We start from the raw sequence: 18,428 nt of genomic DNA, 5'->3' as shown, positions 1-18,428 counted from the left end.
GCACAGGCCCGCCCCCACCCCCCTCTCCCTCTACTCCCTCACTGACTCTGCGGGCGCTGCCTGCGTACGGCGGCGGGGGCAGGGGCGGCCGGGGCCATCGCCATGGCCTGCCGCTTGCGCCCCATCTGCCGGATCTTCCGTACGCTCGCGATCAGCCCGGCGATCAGCGTGCCCCCGTACAGCCACCCGGCCTGCACGGCGAGGGCGGTGACCACGGCCATGAACCGGCTGCCGATCCCGTCGCTGCCGCCCGCGATGGGCAGCAGTCCGCAGGCGAAGGCGATCGGCACGCTGATCGGGGCGGTCACCAGGTCGGCGGGCCGCACCCACAGCGCGGTCAGCAGGCTCACCGGCAGGAACAGCACGCCGTACACGACCGGCGACCCGTCGAACAGCAACTGGTCCAGGCAGGCCAGCAGGAACATGGTGACCGCGGCGAACAGCCCGCTGCCGAGGCCGGTCAGCCGGGGGTTGGGCAGCCGCCGCAGGGCGAGCACCACGGGTGCCACCTGCCGCCCCGGCCGGACACCCGCCCGGTCGACGGTCGCAGCGGTGACCCCTTGCGCGGCGACGTGGTGCGAGCTGCGCTGCGGGGGGCGGGGACGGGTCCTGGGTTGCTCCACCGGACCAACGTAGGCCGCCGGATGGACGAATTCCGGGCTTGGACACGCCCTTTGGCCGAGCTTGGGCTTGAGTTCGACGCTGTACGGGCGAGAACCCGCCCGGAGCCGCCGGACGGCACCGGGGGCCGCTCCCCCTCCGCCCCGTACGACACCCCCACGGCCCGCCCGTAAACTGGGGGATCGGCCGGTCCACTCGGGGCCGGTTCCCACCCCCTCTCCGCTACGGGAAGTCGCCAACGTGTCGCTCACGATCGGAATCGTCGGTCTGCCGAATGTCGGCAAGTCGACCCTGTTCAACGCCCTGACCAAGAACGACGTGCTGGCGGCCAACTACCCGTTCGCCACCATCGAGCCGAACGTGGGCGTCGTGGGTGTCCCGGACCCCCGCCTCGCCGTGCTGGCCGGGATCTTCGACTCGCAGAAGATCCTCCCGGCCACGGTCGACTTCGTGGACATCGCGGGCATCGTCCGCGGCGCCTCGGAGGGCGAGGGCCTCGGCAACAAGTTCCTCGCGAACATCCGCGAGTCGGACGCGATCTGCCAGGTCATCCGGGCCTTCAAGGACGAGAACGTCGTCCACGTGGACGGCAAGGTGTCCCCCAAGGACGACATCGAGACGATCAACACCGAGCTGATCCTCGCCGACCTCCAGTCCGTCGAGAAGGCGGTGCCGCGCCTCACGAAGGAGTCCCGCCTCCAGAAGGAGAAGGTCGCGGTCCTCGCCGCCGTCGAGAAGGCCAAGGCCATCCTCGAAACCGGCCAGACCCTCTTCTCCGCCGGCATCACCAAGGGCACGGAGCAGGGCGACCTCCTCCACGAGCTGCACCTCCTCACCACCAAGCCGTTCCTCTACGTCTTCAACGTGGACGAGGACGAGCTGGTCGACGAGGACTTCAAGAACGAGCAGCGCGCGATCGTCGCCCCCGCCGAGGCGATCTTCCTCAACGCCAAGATCGAGTCGGAGCTCATCGAGCTCGACGACGACGAGGCCCTCGAACTCCTCCAGTCCATGGGCCAGGAGGAGCCCGGCCTGGCCACCCTGGGCCGCGTCGGCTTCGACACCCTCGGCCTCCAGACCTACCTGACGGCAGGCCCCAAGGAAACCCGCGCCTGGACCATCCCCAAGGGCGCCACGGCCCCCGAGGCGGCCGGCGTGATCCACACGGACTTCCAGAAGGGCTTCATCAAGGCCGAGGTCATCTCCTTCGCCGACCTGGTGGAAACCGGCTCCGTCGCCGAAGCCCGCGCCAAGGGCAAGGCCCGCATGGAGGGCAAGGAGTACGTCATGCAGGACGGGGACGTGGTGGAGTTCCGCTTCAACGTGTAGCGGGACAGTCACTGTCTGGTTCGGAGGTGGCGTGGGGCGGATTTCTACGGAAGTCGGCCCCACGTCCATTCGTGCGACAGCGCTCACCGAAGCGGTGCCACGACCTTGCACCTTTGGACAGCCTGGGGATGCCGGGTCAGACGTCCACCAGCGAGTACGGCCGACGGGTCACACGGCCGCGAAGCTCTTGACAGCACCAGTGAGCTCCCGCAGCTTCTCTCGCGTCTCCGCGTCGGTCGAGTAGACAACAGTGCCAATCATTCCCCGTGTCAGCAGCACCTTGTAGGTATTCCGGATCAACCGGTCCACATCGGCGTCCGGGGTCGACTTCTTGAAGACCGGGTCCTTGGAAGCGGCCCGGTCAGTGACCCAGCGGTCTCTGCGCCACACCAGGTCAGGCCCGATGATGACGCCACTCCAGTCGTACTCGAAGCCCTGCGCCGTGTACACACAGCCCACCTGCCCGAAACCGGCCGGGTCGGTTGCCCACAGGGCGGAGGGAGGCGCACCATCGACGGCGCGGTCACCGAACACGTTCCAAGGCCGTTCCCACTCTCCGACAACGACGTCTGCAGGCAGCGCCTGCCCTGGTGTCACCTTCTTCGACCACTTCCAGCAATAGCCAGCAGAGATGCGCGCGCTGTAATGCTCCGCTCGGCGGCCTTCGAGGAAAGCCTCCATCTCCTGCGGACTGCCCGCGAGCAGGAGTTGCATTTTGTCATCGGGTTCCCACACTTCGGGACCACCCGATTCCAGCCCCAGGAGCCTTACCACCCAGCGCAGATAGGCGTCGCTGCCCCCGCATCGGAACTGGCTGTCTAGCGGCACCACCTGACAGCTGAGGCCCTTCTGGGCGGCAGCCGCTTCGATCTCTGCCACCGTTCCCATTTCGCCGGGCCGAACAACCTGATGCTCGTCCAAGAGGAAGACCGGGACCCTCGCCGCATCAATGAGCTCCTCGACCTGGGGCTTTCCGGTGCGGTTCGCAGCCCGCGTGTAGCGGTTGGCCGAGGTCTCCCTCATGCGATGAGCTTCATCACAGATCAGAACGTCAAGAGCATTTCGCTCAGCGGTCATAAACCCGTTGAAGTACTTGAAGAGTTCCTTCACTTCACGCTTGCGAGCACCGGCAACCTTACGCATCGTGGTCGTAAACGAACTGGAACCCGTCGCGTGCAGCGCGGTGGCCCCTTGCCTGTACATCTCCCCCAGGAGCGACAGGGCAATGACGCTCTTGCCGGTGCCCGGCCCGCCGGTGATGATCACGACCTCCTTGTGGTCGGCCCGCTTGGCGCGACGGACTGCGTTGAGGACCGTCCGGTATGCGACCTGTTGCGCGTCCAGCAGCACGAACTGCTCCCTCTCGCGCACCTCGCGAGCAGCCACCGCCATCAGTTGCCTGGACGGGCCGATCTTGCCGCTGATGAGTTCGTCCGCAGCCGAGGCGCCGGCCACCGGCGCCAGCCGCGTGCGCAGGAAATCAATGAACTCCCCCCGCCGGGACCCGATGAAAAGCTGACCGTGCTGGTCCTGCTCAGCCTCGAAAAGCCCGCTGACACCGAACTCAGTGGCGTTGTGCAGATACGCGGCGCCACTGACACGCTCAGGGTACTCAGCCAGTGCGCCGTTGAAGGAGATCAGGTACTCGCAGTAGCCACGGACCTGGTTGACAGGGTTCAGAACGGCTCGTGGGTACGCATCGATGCGGCACAGAGACGGGTCGTCGTCGTCAGGCTCGGCGCTACTCCACTGCTTCAGCTCCACGACGACGTACGAAGGCAGACCGGTCTCGGGGTGAACCCCTGTCAGCACAGCGTCCGCGCGCCTGCTGTTCAGCGGCAGGCCGTACTCCAGCAGCATCTCCACCTGGCCGAGTCCCGCGTCGTTGAGCGCGTTCGCCAGGACCGGAATGCTCCGCTCCCAGGAACGGACCTCGGACGAACCCGGCCTGTGGCCGTGCACGTGCACGAACTGCTCCGTCAGACGGAAGAAAAGAGCGCCGGACAGACACTCGGCGGCGACCGCAGCAGCGGAGTCGCGGAACAACAAGAAATGCTCCCGGGCAGCACGAAGGAACTCGTGCGGGTAGGGGCATGTCCCTTGGTCTCTCCGCCAGGCGGAGTGGAAGCCCGGCGGGCCGCAACTACGACGAGCCCAGGCTACCCGTGGTGCCTGCGATGGGCAGGGGGCAGTTGTGGCCCTTCTGCGGTGAGCTGCGGTTGGGCACCGTCGAAGTGCTGCATTCCGATGGAACCGGGAATGAGCCTGCGGAGTTCGTTGTGCGTGGCCGGGTCGACGGCGTATACAACAGTGCCGACGACTCCGCGGGTAAAGAGCACGTGGTACGCATTGCGGATACACCGGTCAACGACCGCGTCGTCAACCTTCGCATCGAAGGCAGGGTCGCAGGAGGCGGCCCGGTCGACCTTGAATTTCCCCTCGCGGAAGAGCAGGTCCGGGCCGATAATCACGGCGTTCCAGTCGTACTCAAATGTCTGCGCCGTGTAAACGCAGCCGATCTGCCCGATACCCCGTGAATCGGTGGACCAGAAGTCCGACTTCGGTGCGTGCGGAACACTGTGTTCGGGTTTCACGTTCCATGGTCGGCACCATTCCCCAATTCTCACGTCGTCGACCAGTCGGCCCGAGTCCGGATTGCTCCACGGCCAGCAAAAACCCGCCGTGATACGTGCCGTGGCACCCAACCTGGCACGCTCCTGGATGAACTCGTCCATCTGGGCAGGTGAGTCGGCAACTGTGAGTGTCATCCGCCCGTCCGGTCTCCAGCCCACCGGATCAGAGACTCCCAGCCCCAGTAGTTGCTGCACCCAACGCTGGTACCGCGTACTGCCGCCCGACCGGAACAGTCCCTCGAGTTCCGATACTTCGACCTCGCAGCCGCTCTCCTTGGCAAGCTCCTCCAGGTAGGCAGCGGTGCCCACCTCGTCCGGGCGAATCGACTGGTGGTCGTCGAGTAGGAAGATCGGCACCTTCGCCGCGCGGATCAATTCGGCTGCTTGTGGCCGGTCGTCGTCCCGCAGTTCCTTCGGCATCCAGCGGTGGGTCGAGCTACGCCTCATCCGGTGGGCCTCATCGCAGATGAGAACGTCGATATCATTCTCGGGGGTGTCGCTGAAGCTGTTGAAATATCGGTAGAGCTTTTCAGCCGCCCTCTTCTTGTCCGTCACCTGCCCCGGACGCGCGGTGCTGCGCATGATCTCGCGCAGGGTCTCCGTGTAGGCATGCGATCCGCTGGCCAGCACAGCTTCGCGCGAACCGACGCAAAGCGTGCGCTGCAGTTCCAGGGCCACTGCACTTTTCCCACTACCGGGGCCGCCCCGCAGGATGTAGACGCGCTTGGCACCGTGATCGTGAACCGTGGCGTGAGCAGAATCGTAGAAGAGGCCGACGTCCATGGCCGTGCGGGGTGTGGCCTTCTCCAACCGCCGGGTGATCCGGTCGAACGCGATGTACTGTTCGTCGAGAAGGACGAGGCCACCGCCGACAACGGACCGTTGCCGAGCCACATCGGTGACCTTGAGCAGGGGTTCCTGATTCGCCTTCTCCAAGGCCGCGGCAGCGGCCTTACCAGATACCTCGGCCGAGAATTTCGCGGTGAGTGCTCTTCTGAACCGTTCCAAGTCGTCAAGCGTGTAGAGAAATCCGTGCTCTGTCTCCGGCAGCGCAAACAGCGCCTCGACATCCGCATCACGTGCGTTGTGGAGCAGTGCAACACCGGTCAACTGGTCCTCGATCTCACGCAGAGGGGACAGGTAGCGCATCATGTACTCGCAATAGCGCTGGATCTGCCGCACTGGATGCAGCTTGTTCTTCCCGTCCCCGAAGCCGAGATCAACGGCTACAGGGCACTCGGGGTCCACAGTGGCGTGCCGTACCTGCTTCAGCTCAACCGCGAGGTACGAATGCCTTTGTTCCACCACCCCCGGGTGCTGGCCGCACAGCACCAGATCGACTGCCGAGTTGGTGTGCGGCAGATCGACTTCAACCAGCACCTCCACTGCGCCGAGGCCCCGATCCAACAAGGCATTGACCACTACAGGGATGCTGTTGTTCCACGCCGCGACATCACCTTGGTCGGCAGCCCTGCCCTTGATCTCGACATGCCGCTCCATGAGCAGTGCGGTGAGCGGAAGTTGCACCGCTCCCGCCTGGGCGACAACGAGGGGGCCGATTTCGGCTGCGGACAGTTGCAGAAGCACGAAGATTCCCCAGGCACGAAAAGATTCGTGCGGGTGGGGGCATGTCCTTCGTTACTCCACGACAGTGGAGCGGAAGCCCGTCGGGCCGCAATGACGATCCGTAGATTAACCCGGACCACAACGTGATGGGGCGGACCCCTGGAGGCCCGCCCCCGCCCCAGCTCAGCCGAGGCAGTGCACCACAACCTGCGCCAACGCCCACATCAGGTTCGAGCCGAAGCCCGCCGCGACACCCACCAGGACATCACGGACCCACGTGCGGCGCTTGGGCGTGTACTCGACAGCAGTCACAGGAATGTGTCCCCTTCGGTTGTAACCGGTGACGGCGCCGGTTGGCTCCCGCCGGGAACACACCGTGAATTCGCCTCACCGAACCGAAAAGGCTTGCCTCTCCGCACCCTACGTCGCGCACGCTTCCCAAAAGGGACAGGTGGTGCCGCACCAGCATATCCGACAACAGGGCTGCGTTGCCTGAGAGTTGTTACACCATCACGACCAACTTCCGCAGACAGAGCAAAGCACTGTTCGAAATGTCCTCAACTTGACCGCTCTGCCACGGTTTTCGTTGTGAATATTTGGTTCCCATGAGGATTCGAGACCTCCCCGAGACAACCTGTAGACCGTTTCGACACCTCCCCTCAGATGGCCGCGTCACGGCGTCGCGGGCCGTGAACGAGGAGTCGCCGGAGCATGGTTCCCCCCACCCACAGGCGTGTGCGTCGTGTTGTCTCCCTGCGTCGGAGGAAGGCCGAGCCGGGGCGGCGGGGTGGCCGGCGGAAGCGGGTGGGGCGGGTGGGGTGGCGGCGGTTGGTGCCGTCGTGGCGGGTGGTGCTCGGTGCGGGGGCGGGCGGGGTCGCGCTGCTGGTGGCCGTGTTCGTGTACGGGTATATGAGCGTGGACATTCCGCTGGAGAACGCGGAGGCGCGGCAGCAGTCGACCGACTACTACTGGGCCGACGGAAGCCACATGGTCAGCGTCGGGGCGATCCACCGGCGCGACGTGTCGCTCGCGGAGGTTCCCGACTCCGTCGAGCACGCCGTCGTCGCGGCCGAGAACGACAGCTTCTACGACGACCTGGGCATCTCCGTCGCCGGAGTCTTCCGCGCCCTGTCGGCCGCCGTCAGCGGCGGTGAGGTGCAGGGCGGGTCCACCATCACCCAGCAGTACGTGAAGAACACCTATCTCTCCCAGGAGCAGACGCTCACCCGCAAGGCCAAGGAGTTCTTCATCTCCATCAAGGTGAGCAGGGAGAAGAGCAAGGACGAGATCCTCCAGGGGTATCTGAACACCAGTTACTTCGGGCGGGGCGCGTACGGGATCCAGGCCGCGGCCCGTGCCTACTACGGGATTCCGGCCAAGGACCTCGACCCGAGCCAGGCCGCGCTGCTCGCCGCGCTGCTCAAGGGCGCCGAGGAGTACGACCCGGCCGGCAGCGGCAAGAACCACGAGCGGGCCGTGCAGCGCTGGGCGTGGATCCTGGACCGGCAGGTGGAGACCGGGAAGATGCCGCAGGCGCAGCGGGCCACGTACACGATCTTCCCCGAGCCGGTGAAGCGGACCAGGCCGACCAGTCTCGGCGGGCAGACCGGCTATCTGGTCGACATCGCCAACAAGCACATCAAGAAGGCGTCGGGGCTGACCGACAAGGACCTCTCCCGCGGCGGCTACCGCATCCGCACCACCTTCGAGAAGGACAAGGTGCGGGAGTTGGAGAAGGCGGTGAAGAAGGCACGGGCCCGCAGCCTGGACCTGAAGAAGCGGACGCAGGACCAGCACGTGGAACTGGGCGCCGCCTCCGTGCGGCCCAGCGACGGGGCGCTGACCGCGGCGTACGGCGGTGAGGACGCGGTCCGGCGCTTCAGCAACAACGCCGACACGGCGGGCGTCGCGGCGGGCTCCGCCTTCAAGCCGTTCGTGCTGGCCGCGGCCCTCAAGCACGGCACGGCCAAGGGCTACGTGATCACCACGAGCAGCTACTACGACAAGAGCGGCATCCGCAATCCGGACGACCCCATGCTGCCGGCCCAGCTCAGGCTGGATCCCGGGGCGACGCTCGACCGGGCCGACCGCACCTCCCTGCGGGACGCCCTCGTCAAGGGCGGCGGCAACGTCACGTACACCCGTCTCGGCAAGGACATCGGGCCGGGGAAGATCAAGGAGACGGCGGTCGCCGTCGGTCTGCACGAGGCGAGCATGCCGCACCCCGAGGCGGCGGACTTCCCGCGCGGTACGTCCACGCCCAGCGCCATCCGGATGGCGTCCGCGTACACCACCTTCGGCAACGACGGGCAGAGCATCGAGCCGTACTCGGTCACCAGGGTCGAGCGGGACGGCCGCGAGATCCCCGGCTTCGGGAAACCGGAACGCCGCCCGGCCCTGGCCGCACGGCTGGCCCGCGAGGTGGACAGCACCCTGATCGACATCGGCAGCGCCGCGCTGGCCCGCTCCTCGCTGACGCCTGCGGAGCGGCAGGCGCTCGGTCCCGTCGCGGTGGGCCGTACCGCCAAGGACGACAACATGCAGTCGGCGTGGTTCGTCGGCCGGGCGGGCGACCAGACCACCGCCGTCACCGCCTTCCGCACCAAGCCCGACGTGCCGCAGTTGCTGCCGATGCGGAACGTGGGCGGCCCCGCCGCGGAGAACGGCAACGCCCTCGCGCAGGGCGTCTGGGAGACGTACGCCTCGGCCACCGGGAAGGGGAAGGGGCCTCGGAGCGTTGAGAGCCCGTGAGGCCGGTGCGGCGCGGGCGCCCCGTGTGACCCGCGCCACGATCACCGGCGATTAGTTGAAACTTAACCTAAAGCTGTTCTACGGTGAGGTCATCGCTTGATCCACCGCATTCTGGAAGGCACCACGCATGTCCCTCGTTCTTGACCCCGCCGCCCAGGACCTCCTCTTCCGTGAGGCCCGCACCGCCAACACGTTCACCGACGAGCCGGTGACCGAGGAGCAGGTCCAGGCGATCTACGACCTGGTCAAGTACGGCCCGACCGCCTTCAACCAGTCGCCGCTGCGCGTGACGCTGGTCCGCTCCCCCGAGGCCCGCGAGCGCCTCGTGGCCCACATGGCCGAGGGCAACCAGCCGAAGACCGCCGCCGCCCCGCTGGTCGCGATCCTCTCCGCCGACAACGAGTTCCACGAGGAGCTCCCGGCGCTGTTCCCGCACTTCCCGCAGGCCAAGGACGCGTTCTTCTCCGAGCGCCCGGTCCGCGAGCAGGCCGCCCTGGTCAACGCGACCCTGCAGGCCGGTTACTTCCTGGTCGGCGTCCGCGCCGCCGGTCTGGCCGCGGGCCCGATGACGGGCTTCGACTTCGCCGGTGTCCAGAAGGAGTTCCTGGACGACGACCACACCCCGCTGATGGTCGTGAACATCGGCAAGCCGGGCGAGAACGCCTGGTTCCCGCGCTCCCCGCGCCTCTCCTACGACGAGGTCATCACGACCGTCTGAGTCGCCGGGCCGGGCCGGGTACGCCCGGCCGCACCCTTCGAAGGGGCCGTCGCACCGATCCGGTGCGGCGGCCCCTTCCGCGTGCACCGGACACAGGGGTCCGGCCGGTTTCGTCCGGCCCCTGTGCCCGGCGCCGCTCAGTCCTGCTTCGGCTCCGTCGGCTTCGCCTTCGGCGTCGACGGCTGCGATCCCGTCTGCCCCGGCTCCGGCTGCTTCGCCTTCAGCGCCGCCGCCATCTCCACCAGGCGCGCCTGCGGTGCGGTGCCCGTGACGACGGTCGTCGCGCCCTTGTCGGTGCGGACCAGGGCGTCGTACTTCTCGCCCTTCCAGACCTGCCAGGTCACCCCGCCGGCCTGCTCGGTCTTCCCGGTGTCCTTCGCGGAGAGAGTGACCTTGGGCACGTACTTGGCGGGGTCGTTCGTGGACTGCTCGACGCCGACGTACTCCTTGTTCGGGTCGAGGAAGCCGAGGTGCCAGGCCTTGCCCTCGTTGCCCCGGTACGTCACCGAGGTCGCCCGCCAGCCCTCCGGCAGGCCCTGCGGGGAGAGGATCGGGTACGGCGCGGACCGCTGGGCCGTGCTGAGTTCGACCCGGTAGTCGACCGTCTTGAGCGGGTCGGCCTTCTCGTCGTGCGGGATGACGGTGTAGACGCCGGCGACGACGGCGCCGATGACCGCCATCGAGAGCACCATGTCCCGGATCTTCTGATTGCCACGCTTCGCTGCCACGTCACCCATGGTCCCCCATGGGGTACCGGCGCCCGTCAGGAACCCCCGGGTGCCGTGAGGACGTGCCCGATATGCCGCTCATACGTGCCCCGCTCTGCTCATTTTGTCGATGTACGGATAGAGTCACAGGACCGTCCTCACCGTCTTCCTCCGGGATCCCGCCCGGATCCCGTCCCGGATTCTCCCGGCCGTCGCCGCCGTAGCCGTACAGAAAGGTGCGCATCCGATGACCGAGCACCAGCTCCCTTCGCCGCTCGAAGTCCCCGCCGAGGCCCCCGACCGCAACCTGGCCCTCGAACTCGTCCGCGTCACCGAGGCCGCAGCCATGGCCGCCGGCCGCTGGGTCGGCCGCGGCGACAAGATCGGCGCGGACGGTGCGGCGGTCAACGCCATGCGCACCCTGGTCTCGACCGTCTCCATGAACGGCGTCGTCGTGATCGGCGAGGGCGAGAAGGACGAAGCCCCGATGCTGTTCAACGGGGAGCGGATCGGTGACGGCACCGGCGCCGAGGTCGACATCGCGGTCGACCCGATCGACGGCACCACGCTGAACGCGAAGGGCATGCCCAACGCCATCGCGGTGCTGGCCGCCGCCGACCGCGGGACGATGTTCGACCCGTCGGCCGTCTTCTACATGGACAAGCTGGTCACCGGCCCGGAGGCGGCCGACTTCGTCGACATCAACGCCCCCGTCTCGGTCAACATCCGCCGGGTCGCCAAGGCCAAGAACTCCACCCCCGAGGACGTCACCGTCGTCATCCTGGACCGTCCCCGCCACGAGGGGATAGTGAAGGAGATCCGGGAGACCGGGGCCCGCATCAAGTTCATCTCGGACGGCGACGTCGCCGGTTCGATCATGGCGGTGCGCGAGGGGACCGGTGTCGACCTGCTGATGGGCATCGGCGGCACCCCCGAGGGCATCATCAGCGCCTGTGCGATCAAGTGCCTCGGCGGCACCATCCAGGGCAAGCTGTGGCCCAAGGACGAGGCCGAGAAGCAGCGCGCGCTGGACGCCGGCCACGATCTGGACCGGGTGCTGCACACCAACGACCTGGTCAGCGGCGAGAACGTGTTCTTCGTCGCCACCGGCATCACCGACGGCGAGCTGCTGCGCGGTGTGCGCTACCGCTCGGCGACCGCGACCACCCAGTCCCTGGTGATGCGCTCCAAGTCGGGCACCATCCGTCAGATCGACTCCACGCACCGCCTCTCGAAGCTGCGCGCGTACAGCGCCATCGACTTCGACCGCGCGAAGTAGCCGCCGCGCGGGCACGACGGTCCGCGCGCACAGCGGTCGGGGGGGGGGGCGCCCCGCCCGCCCGGGCGGCCCGCCCCCCCCCGGGGGCGGAACGGGCGGGCAAGGGGGCGGCCCCCGGCGGAGCCGCACATTCGCCCCCCCCCCCCCCCCCGGGCGCCCCCCCCCCCCCCCCCCCCCCCCCCCCCCGGGGGGGGCGCCCCCCCCCCCCCCCCCCCCCCCCCCCCCCCCGACTCGTGCGCAGGAGGGCGTACGGGGCCCTGCGGCGGCCCGTATCAGCCCGCTATGCGGTGGTCCCCGGCCGGGGGTGCGGCTTTCAGCTCCATCTCGCGCCGGCGCCGCCTGGCCAGCACCACCCGGCGCTCGGCGGCGGTGAGCCCGCCCCAGACGCCGTACGGCTCGGGCTGGAGCAGTGCGTGCTCCCGGCACTCGATCATCACGGGACAGCGGGCACAGACCCGCTTCGCGGCCTCCTCGCGGGCCAGCCTGGAGGCGGTCGGTTCCTTCGACGGGGCGAAGAACAGCCCGGCTTCGTCCCGGCGGCACACCGCCTCCGTGTGCCATGGGCCGGCCTGGTCCCGCTGATCACGGACCGGTACCGGCGCACGCTGCGCGGGCACGGTGGCGACCTGCAAGGACTGATGCGGCGGTTGCAGCACGGTCTACTCCTGACGACGGCTTCGCGAGCGAGCGACGATGCGCAGTCCCTACCCGCTGTGCGCACGCCTATGCACAGGGTTTCGAACCGTGTCCAGTACGCGTCGGGTGCTCCGCGGCCCCGGAAGCCGACGCTCCGTCAGTGCCCGAGGTGCTTGCGCAGCCGGTCGTGCAGGTCGGCGATGCGCTTGCCGCGCTTGGGCTTGGCCTCGATGTTGCCGAAGACGGAGGTGCCGTTGACGACCACGACGGGGGCCTCGGGGTCGGCGGACTCCAGGGTGCGGACCTCGAAGTTGCCGAAGATCCCGTTGCCGTTGCCGCGCAGGGTGATGTTCTCCGGGACCCGGACCTCGACGTTGCCGAAGACGGAGGTGGCGTTGATGGTGGTGAGCCGCTGGGCGAACAGGGCCTCGGTCAGGTCGATCTCGATGCTGCCGAAGAGCGAGAAGGCGCTGATCCGGGGCGCGACCCGCCAGCGGCCCTTGCGGGTGGAGCTGCTGAAGACGGCGACCAGGTTCTCGGTGGGCGCGGCGACCGCGCCGTTCTCGTAGGGCTCGTACGCGGGCGCGGCGGCGGGCCGCGGCGGGGCGCCGGCCACGGGCAGGTCCCGTACGAGGGGTTCCAGTTCGGCCACGGTCTTGGCGCGGTAGACGGCGTCGATGCGCTCGCCGTGCTCCTCGGCGTCGAGCCTGCCTTCCGCCATGGCGTCGCGCAGGATGTCCGCGATGCGGTCGCGGTCGGCGTCGGAGGCGCGCAGGGCCGGAGCTCCGGCGGGTTCCTCGGCCGGTACGGCGGGCGCCTTGGCCGGAAGGGGCGGCTGGGGCTTCTTCTCTAGGTCCACCCGTCCACCGTACCGAAACGCGATAGATCGCGATAGGGGGCGGAGGCGGGTGTCGCACGGGCGGCGCGGGCCGGGTGAGGCTGCCCTCACCGGTCCGCCGCCCGGGGCGCGTCATACGCTGGGAGGCGCGCCGCGCCAATGGAGGTGTGTGCCGCTGCCCGCCTGCCTAGTGAGGAATGGCCGAAATGCCAGAGTTTGCGTACTCCGATCTGCTCCCGCTGGGAGAGGACACCACCCCGTACCGGCTGGTGACCTCCGAGGGTGTCTCCACCTTCGAGGCCGACGGGCGTACGTTCCTCAAGGTCGAGCCCGAGGCGCTGCGCAAGCTGGCCGCCGAGGCGATGCACGACATCTCGCACTACCTGCGTCCCGCGCACCTGGCGCAGCTGCGCCGCATCATCGACGACCCGGAGGCGTCGGGCAACGACAAGTTCGTCGCCCTCGACCTGCTGAAGAACGCGAACATCGCGGCGGCGGGCGTCCTGCCCATGTGCCAGGACACCGGCACCGCGATCGTGATGGGCAAGCGCGGCCAGAACGTGCTGACGCAGGGCGAGGACGAGAAGGCCCTGTCGCACGGCATCTTCGACGCGTACACCAAGCTCAACCTGCGCTACTCGCAGATGGCCCCGCTGAACATGTGGGAGGAGAAGAACACCGGCTCGAACCTGCCCGCGCAGATCGAGCTGTACGCGACCGACGGCGGCGCGTACAAGTTCCTCTTCATGGCCAAGGGCGGCGGCTCGGCCAACAAGTCCTTCCTCTTCCAGGAGACCAAGGCGGTCCTCAACGAGGCCTCCATGATGAAGTTCCTGGAGGAGAAGATCCGCTCGCTGGGCACGGCCGCCTGCCCGCCGTACCACCTGGCGATCGTGGTCGGCGGCACGTCCGCCGAGTTCGCGCTGAAGACCGCCAAGTACGCGTCCGCGCACTACCTGGACGAGCTGCCGTCCGAGGGCTCCCCGACCGGGCACGGCTTCCGCGACCAGGAGCTGGAGCAGAAGGTCTTCGAGCTGACGCAGAAGATCGGCATCGGCGCCCAGTTCGGCGGCAAGTACTTCTGCCACGACGTGCGCGTGGTGCGCCTGCCGCGGCACGGCGCGTCGCTGCCGGTGGCCATCGCCGTGTCCTGCTCGGCGGACCGCCAGGCCACCGCGAAGATCACCGCCGAGGGCGTCTTCCTGGAGGAGCTGGAGAAGGACCCGGCGCGGTTCCTCCCCGACACCACGGACGAGCACCTGAACGCGGACGAGGACGTCGTACGGATCGACCTCAACCGGCCCATGGACGACATCCTCGCCGAGCTGACCAAGTACCCGGTCAAGACCCGTCTCTCGCTGACCGGCCCGCTGGTCGTCGCGCGCGACATCGCGCACGCCAAGATCAAGGAGCGGCTGGACGCGGGCGAGGAGATGCCGCAGTACCTGAAGGACCACCCGGTGTACTACGCCGGTCCGGCCAAGACCCCCGAGGGCTACGCCTCCGGCTCCTTCGGCCCCACCACCGCCGGGCGGATGGACTCCTACGTCGAGCAGTTCCAGGCGGCGGGCGGCTCCAAGGTCATGCTGGCCAAGGGCAACCGCTCCAAGCAGGTCACCGACGCGTGCGGCACGCACGGCGGCTTCTACCTGGGCTCCATCGGCGGCCCGGCGGCCCGGCTCGCCCAGGACTGCATCAAGAAGGTCGAGGTCGTCGAGTACGAGGAACTCGGCATGGAGGCGGTCTGGAAGATCGAGGTCGAGGACTTCCCGGCGTTCGTCGTGGTCGACGACAAGGGCAACGACTTCTTCACCGCGCCGGCGGCTCCGCCGATGGTGACGAGCATTCCGGTGCGCGCGCCGGGCCAGGCGTAGGGCGGACGCGGGCGGCGGGCAGGGCTCCAGCCGCCGCCACGCACCACTCGGCGGCGGGCCTGCTCACGCCGTTGCCACGCTCCACCCGGCGGGCTCTCGCCGCCAGGCACCCACCCGGCCGGCTCTCGCCGCTGACGCGGACCACCCTCCACGATCGTGCAGATCGTGGAGGGTGGTCCGTTTTCCGGCGTCGCTCGCAGGGGTGGTCAGTGCGCGGCCGGGGTGGGGCGGGCCTCCCCGGCCGCGATGGTCCTCAGCATGCCGAGCGTGCTCTCGTGGCCGCGGCCCTCGGCGATGGCGCGTTCGGCGACCGCGTGGGCGGCACGGGCCACCGAGGCGTCCAGCCCGGCCTCCTCGGAGGCGTGCACGATGTGCGCGAGACCGGCCGCGGCCGAGACGAGGTCGCTCTCGGTGCCGGGGTGCTCCCCCGCGTCGGCCTCCTCGGCGAACTCGTCGATGACGGAGGTGAGGAGGTTGCCGATGTTCTTGGCGAACGGGGCCAGGTCCCTGGCCGAGACCCCCTGCGAGCGGGCCAGGGCGATGCTGTGGACGAGGCCGCTGACCGAGGTCCACCACAGGTCGAGCAGGGCCACGTCGTGCGAGGCGGCGCGGGCCGGGTCCGCACCGAGGTAACTGGGCGTGCCCGCGAGGGCGTCCAGGGTCGGGCGGTGCGCCCGGTAGGCGTCCTCGGGACCGCTGTAGAGATAGACGGCGTGCGGGGTGCCGATGGTGCTGGTGGGGGTCATGATGGCGCCGTCGAGGTAGGTGACCCCGTGCGCCTGCGCCCAGGCGGCTGCCTCGCGGGCGCGGGCGGGGGTGTCGGCGGTGAGGTTGACGACCGTACGTCCCTTGGCCGCGTCGCCCGCGGCGTCCAGTACGGAGAGGGCCGCGGCGTAGTCGAGGACGCAGACCACGACCAGGTCGGAGGCGCTGACGGCGTCGGCGGGGGTGGCGGCGCGGAGGGCTCCTCGGGCCACCAGGGAATCACCGCGGGATGCGGTGCGGTTCCACACGGTGGTGGGGTGTCCCGCCGCGAGGAAGGCACGGGCCAGGGCCTGGCCCATCGGGCCGAGGCCGAGGACGGTGACGGGGCGGGGGGTGTTGTCGGCGGGGGCACTCATGAGGAATTCCAGACGTTGTGAAGGCATGGCGGAGCGAGGGGCGGGTGGGGCGAGTTGAGGAATCAGCCGTATCAGTGCGGGCTGGACGCGGGCATCGACGTCGTCGACGGCAAGTGGAAGGTGCTGATCCTGTGGGCGCTGCACGAGCGGCCGCGCCGCTTCGGGGCGATCCGGCGTGAGCTGACGGGGATCAGCGAGAAGGTGCTGACGCAGCAACTGCGCGAGATGGAGGCCGACTTGATCGTGCACCGGGAGGTGTACGAGGACACGGCGGTGCCGAGGGTCGAGTACTCGCTCACGGAGAGCGGGAAGGAGCTTCAGGTGGCGCTGCGGCCGTTGGGGGCCTGGGGGGTTCGCAGGATGCGGATGCTGGAGGAGATGGGGGATTCGGCGGTGGGGTAGGGGGTGGGGCCGGGTGGAGTAGGGGTGGGGCCGGGTGGAGTAGGGGTGGGGCCGGGTGGAGTAGGGGTGGGGTAGGGGGTGGGGCTGGTGGGCTCCTTGCATTCAGGATCGGGGTGGGGTGGGGGGGTGTTCAAGTACGCACTAATTAGTGGGTGATGGGCGGGGGGGGGGGGGGGGGGGGGGGGGGGGCCCCGCGGGGGGGGCGGGGGGGGGGGGGGCGGCCCCCCGGGGGGGGGGGGGGGCGAATGTGCGGCTCCGCCGGGGGCCGCCCCCTTGCCCGCCCGTTCCGCCCCCGGGGGCGGCCCCGCCGCCCAAGGGGGCTCGGCGGGGCCCGGTTGGGCTGGGGTTAGGTGAATTGTTGGTTGGGGGTGCCGTCGCAGGTGCGGAGTTTCAGCTGGTCCTTGGCCGAGGACAGGGTGACGCACAGCCCGGTCGCGGCGGCCGGGCGCAGGGTGCCGCCCTGCCGGACGAACTGCTGGTTGGCCGCTCCGGAGCAGTTCCACAGCACCAGGCCCGCGCCGGCCTCGTACTTGGCGCCCGGGACGTCCAGGCACCGGTCGTGGCTGAGTTCGGTGCGGACCGACTTCTGGGTGCTGTCGTACCACCAGCCCTGGTTGCGGCCGCCGTGGCAGTCCCAGCCGCCCACGGCGGTGCCGTTGCGGGTGACGGAGCCGGGCGCGTCCACGCACGTACCGGTGGCGGCGTTCTTCAGCGGTGTGAACTTGTCGTCCCAGGCACCCGTGGTCAGCACCGGCTTGCCGGTGGACGCCGGGTCCGCGCAGCTGCCCTCACGCGCGCCGGAGTTGTAGAGCTGGGTGAGGCAGGAGGCGAAGGCGGCGTGGCCCCGGATGTTGGGGTGGAAGGACTGGCGGACGGAGTTCTCGTCCGGGGTGCCGGGCTTGGACAGGTCGATGTACAGGCCGCGCGCCCACGGGTCGTCCATGCACACCTCGTGGCCCTGGAAAAGGCGCGAGTTGTCGAGGTAGGTCGCTCCGGTGTTCGCCGCCGCTTTGCGCATGCCGCGCTCGAAGGCGGGGACGGCGACGTTGCGGCCCCAGGAGGTGTCGGAGTCGTAGCCGAGGCCGCCGCAGATGAGCTTGCCGGGGAAGCTGGGGTTGTCGTAGAAGTCCGGGCCGATCGGGCTCGGGTAGCCCATGACGACCAGCTTGTAGTCGCCGTCCGCGTAACCGGCGTTGGTCATGGTGGTGCGCAGGTCGCGGATGGCGCCCTCGACCTTGGGCACCAGGCCGTCGACGCGGGCCTGCCAGCCGCCCGCGTACTTGGACTCGCAGGGCCCCTGGAGGGTGAGGTAGCGGGTCACGCAGTCGGTCATGACCGGGCCGAACTGGAGGTCGTCGTTGGCCCCGGCGACCAGCACCACCATCTTGATCTTCGTGTTGCGGGCCTTGATCGCGAGGTTGTCGCTCTGCACGAGTTCGTCGGCGTACTGCTTGCTGCCGCCGATCTTGATGTTCCCGGTGTAGCCGCCGGAGCAGGAGACGTTGTACGTCACGTCGGCGGCGATGCCGGTCTTGTGGATCGCGGCGTCGGGCGAGCGGTGGCACCAGTTGGTGGGGCCGTTGGTCGGAGCCTCGTACGTCCCCGTGCCCTCACCGGAGATCTCGCTGTCGCCGAGCGAGATCAGCCCGGTCTTGCGCTCGCCCATCGGCCGTTCGGCGGGGCTGCCGTACAGCTTGGTCGCCTCGGCGGCGCGGATCGCCTCCAGCTCGGGCGGGAGGGGGGTGGACGCGGCGGCCCGCGCACCGCTCCCCGCCGCCGCGGCGGTGGTCGTGGTGGTCGCCGTCATGCCGCCGACGGTCGCGGCGAGCGCCGCGGTGACGGCGAGGGTGCTGCGGAATCTGTGCCTGGTGCGCGCCATTGCGCCTCCCCGGTTGGTTGTTACCCCCGGTATTTACTGACCGGTAGCGCCGTTGGGAATACCCAGAACAAGAC

15 protein-coding genes are annotated in these 18,428 nt (G+C 69.1%); 6 read left to right on the top strand and 9 right to left on the bottom strand.

The genetic code is table 11. The features are described from left to right. Positions 1-38 precede the first annotated feature (38 nt). Entirely contained in the window at positions 39-509 is a 471-nt protein-coding gene (locus tag ACFYVL_RS13250; protein WP_389244209.1) for a DUF6542 domain-containing protein, read from the bottom strand. A gap of 352 nt (positions 510-861) precedes the next feature. Between ACFYVL_RS13250 and ychF the strand changes: the two genes are divergently transcribed. Continuing rightward, on the top strand, positions 862-1,950 hold the full coding sequence (gene ychF, locus ACFYVL_RS13245; RefSeq protein WP_389243889.1) for a redox-regulated ATPase YchF: 1,089 nt from the start codon (positions 862-864) through the stop codon (positions 1,948-1,950). Between the two features lie 168 nt (positions 1,951-2,118). On the opposite strand, the gene ACFYVL_RS13240 is transcribed toward ychF, so the two are convergent. The 3 genes from ACFYVL_RS13240 to ACFYVL_RS13230 form a co-directional block, all read right to left on the bottom strand. After that, a complete protein-coding gene (locus tag ACFYVL_RS13240; RefSeq protein ID WP_389243887.1) occupies positions 2,119-3,999 on the bottom strand; it encodes a DNA/RNA helicase domain-containing protein in 1,881 nt (626 codons plus the stop codon). Positions 4,000-4,109: 110 nt separating this feature from the next. Continuing rightward, positions 4,110-6,170 (bottom strand): DUF2075 domain-containing protein, encoded by a 2,061-nt coding sequence (locus ACFYVL_RS13235; RefSeq protein WP_389243885.1) that lies wholly within the window; start codon positions 6,168-6,170, stop codon positions 4,110-4,112. Positions 6,171-6,332: 162 nt separating this feature from the next. Beyond that, positions 6,333-6,461: a DUF6408 family protein gene (locus ACFYVL_RS13230; RefSeq protein ID WP_389243883.1), complete on the bottom strand. Its 129-nt coding sequence runs from the start codon at positions 6,459-6,461 to the stop codon at positions 6,333-6,335. A gap of 519 nt (positions 6,462-6,980) precedes the next feature. On the opposite strand from ACFYVL_RS13230, the gene ACFYVL_RS13225 reads away from it, so the two are divergent. After that, complete coding sequence (locus ACFYVL_RS13225; RefSeq protein WP_389243881.1) at positions 6,981-8,900, top strand: transglycosylase domain-containing protein; 1,920 nt, start codon at positions 6,981-6,983, stop codon at positions 8,898-8,900. A gap of 127 nt (positions 8,901-9,027) precedes the next feature. Beyond that, complete coding sequence (locus ACFYVL_RS13220) at positions 9,028-9,618, top strand: malonic semialdehyde reductase (RefSeq protein WP_389243879.1); 591 nt, start codon at positions 9,028-9,030, stop codon at positions 9,616-9,618. Positions 9,619-9,755: 137 nt separating this feature from the next. On the opposite strand, the gene ACFYVL_RS13215 is transcribed toward ACFYVL_RS13220, so the two are convergent. Then, positions 9,756-10,346, bottom strand: a complete 591-nt coding sequence (locus ACFYVL_RS13215; RefSeq protein ID WP_389243877.1) for a DUF4245 domain-containing protein — start codon at positions 10,344-10,346, stop codon at positions 9,756-9,758. Positions 10,347-10,572: 226 nt separating this feature from the next. On the opposite strand from ACFYVL_RS13215, the gene glpX reads away from it, so the two are divergent. Continuing rightward, positions 10,573-11,604 carry a class II fructose-bisphosphatase gene (gene glpX, locus ACFYVL_RS13210; protein ID WP_389243875.1) on the top strand — a complete coding sequence of 344 codons (1,032 nt, stop codon included), beginning with the start codon at positions 10,573-10,575 and terminating at the stop codon, positions 11,602-11,604. 272 nt (positions 11,605-11,876) lie between these two features. Here glpX and ACFYVL_RS13205 read toward each other — a convergent pair whose 3' ends face one another. Further along, on the bottom strand, positions 11,877-12,260 hold the full coding sequence (locus ACFYVL_RS13205; RefSeq protein WP_389243873.1) for a WhiB family transcriptional regulator: 384 nt from the start codon (positions 12,258-12,260) through the stop codon (positions 11,877-11,879). Between the two features lie 137 nt (positions 12,261-12,397). Continuing rightward, on the bottom strand, positions 12,398-13,099 hold the full coding sequence (locus ACFYVL_RS13200; RefSeq protein WP_389243871.1) for a DUF1707 domain-containing protein: 702 nt from the start codon (positions 13,097-13,099) through the stop codon (positions 12,398-12,400). Positions 13,100-13,284: 185 nt separating this feature from the next. Between ACFYVL_RS13200 and ACFYVL_RS13195 the strand changes: the two genes are divergently transcribed. Next, positions 13,285-14,952 (top strand): fumarate hydratase, encoded by a 1,668-nt coding sequence (locus ACFYVL_RS13195; RefSeq protein ID WP_389243869.1) that lies wholly within the window; start codon positions 13,285-13,287, stop codon positions 14,950-14,952. A 206-nt stretch (positions 14,953-15,158) separates the two neighbouring features. Here the strand turns inward: ACFYVL_RS13195 and ACFYVL_RS13190 are convergent, their stop codons facing one another. Beyond that, positions 15,159-16,073 carry an NAD(P)-dependent oxidoreductase gene (locus tag ACFYVL_RS13190; protein WP_389243867.1) on the bottom strand — a complete coding sequence of 305 codons (915 nt, stop codon included), beginning with the start codon at positions 16,071-16,073 and terminating at the stop codon, positions 15,159-15,161. A gap of 54 nt (positions 16,074-16,127) precedes the next feature. On the opposite strand from ACFYVL_RS13190, the gene ACFYVL_RS13185 reads away from it, so the two are divergent. Beyond that, positions 16,128-16,475: a winged helix-turn-helix transcriptional regulator gene (locus tag ACFYVL_RS13185; protein ID WP_389243865.1), complete on the top strand. Its 348-nt coding sequence runs from the start codon at positions 16,128-16,130 to the stop codon at positions 16,473-16,475. Between the two features lie 346 nt (positions 16,476-16,821). Here ACFYVL_RS13185 and ACFYVL_RS13180 read toward each other — a convergent pair whose 3' ends face one another. Next, positions 16,822-18,354, bottom strand: coding sequence for a ricin-type beta-trefoil lectin domain protein (locus tag ACFYVL_RS13180; protein WP_389243863.1), 1,533 nt, complete (start codon positions 18,352-18,354; stop codon positions 16,822-16,824). Positions 18,355-18,428: the final 74 nt, after the last annotated feature.

This window comes from Streptomyces sp. NPDC004111, assembly GCF_042874215.1.
Lineage (GTDB): Bacteria > Actinomycetota > Actinomycetes > Streptomycetales > Streptomycetaceae > Streptomyces.
Note: the sequence above shows the minus strand (reverse complement) of the source record. Positions and strands in the feature narration are given on the sequence as shown.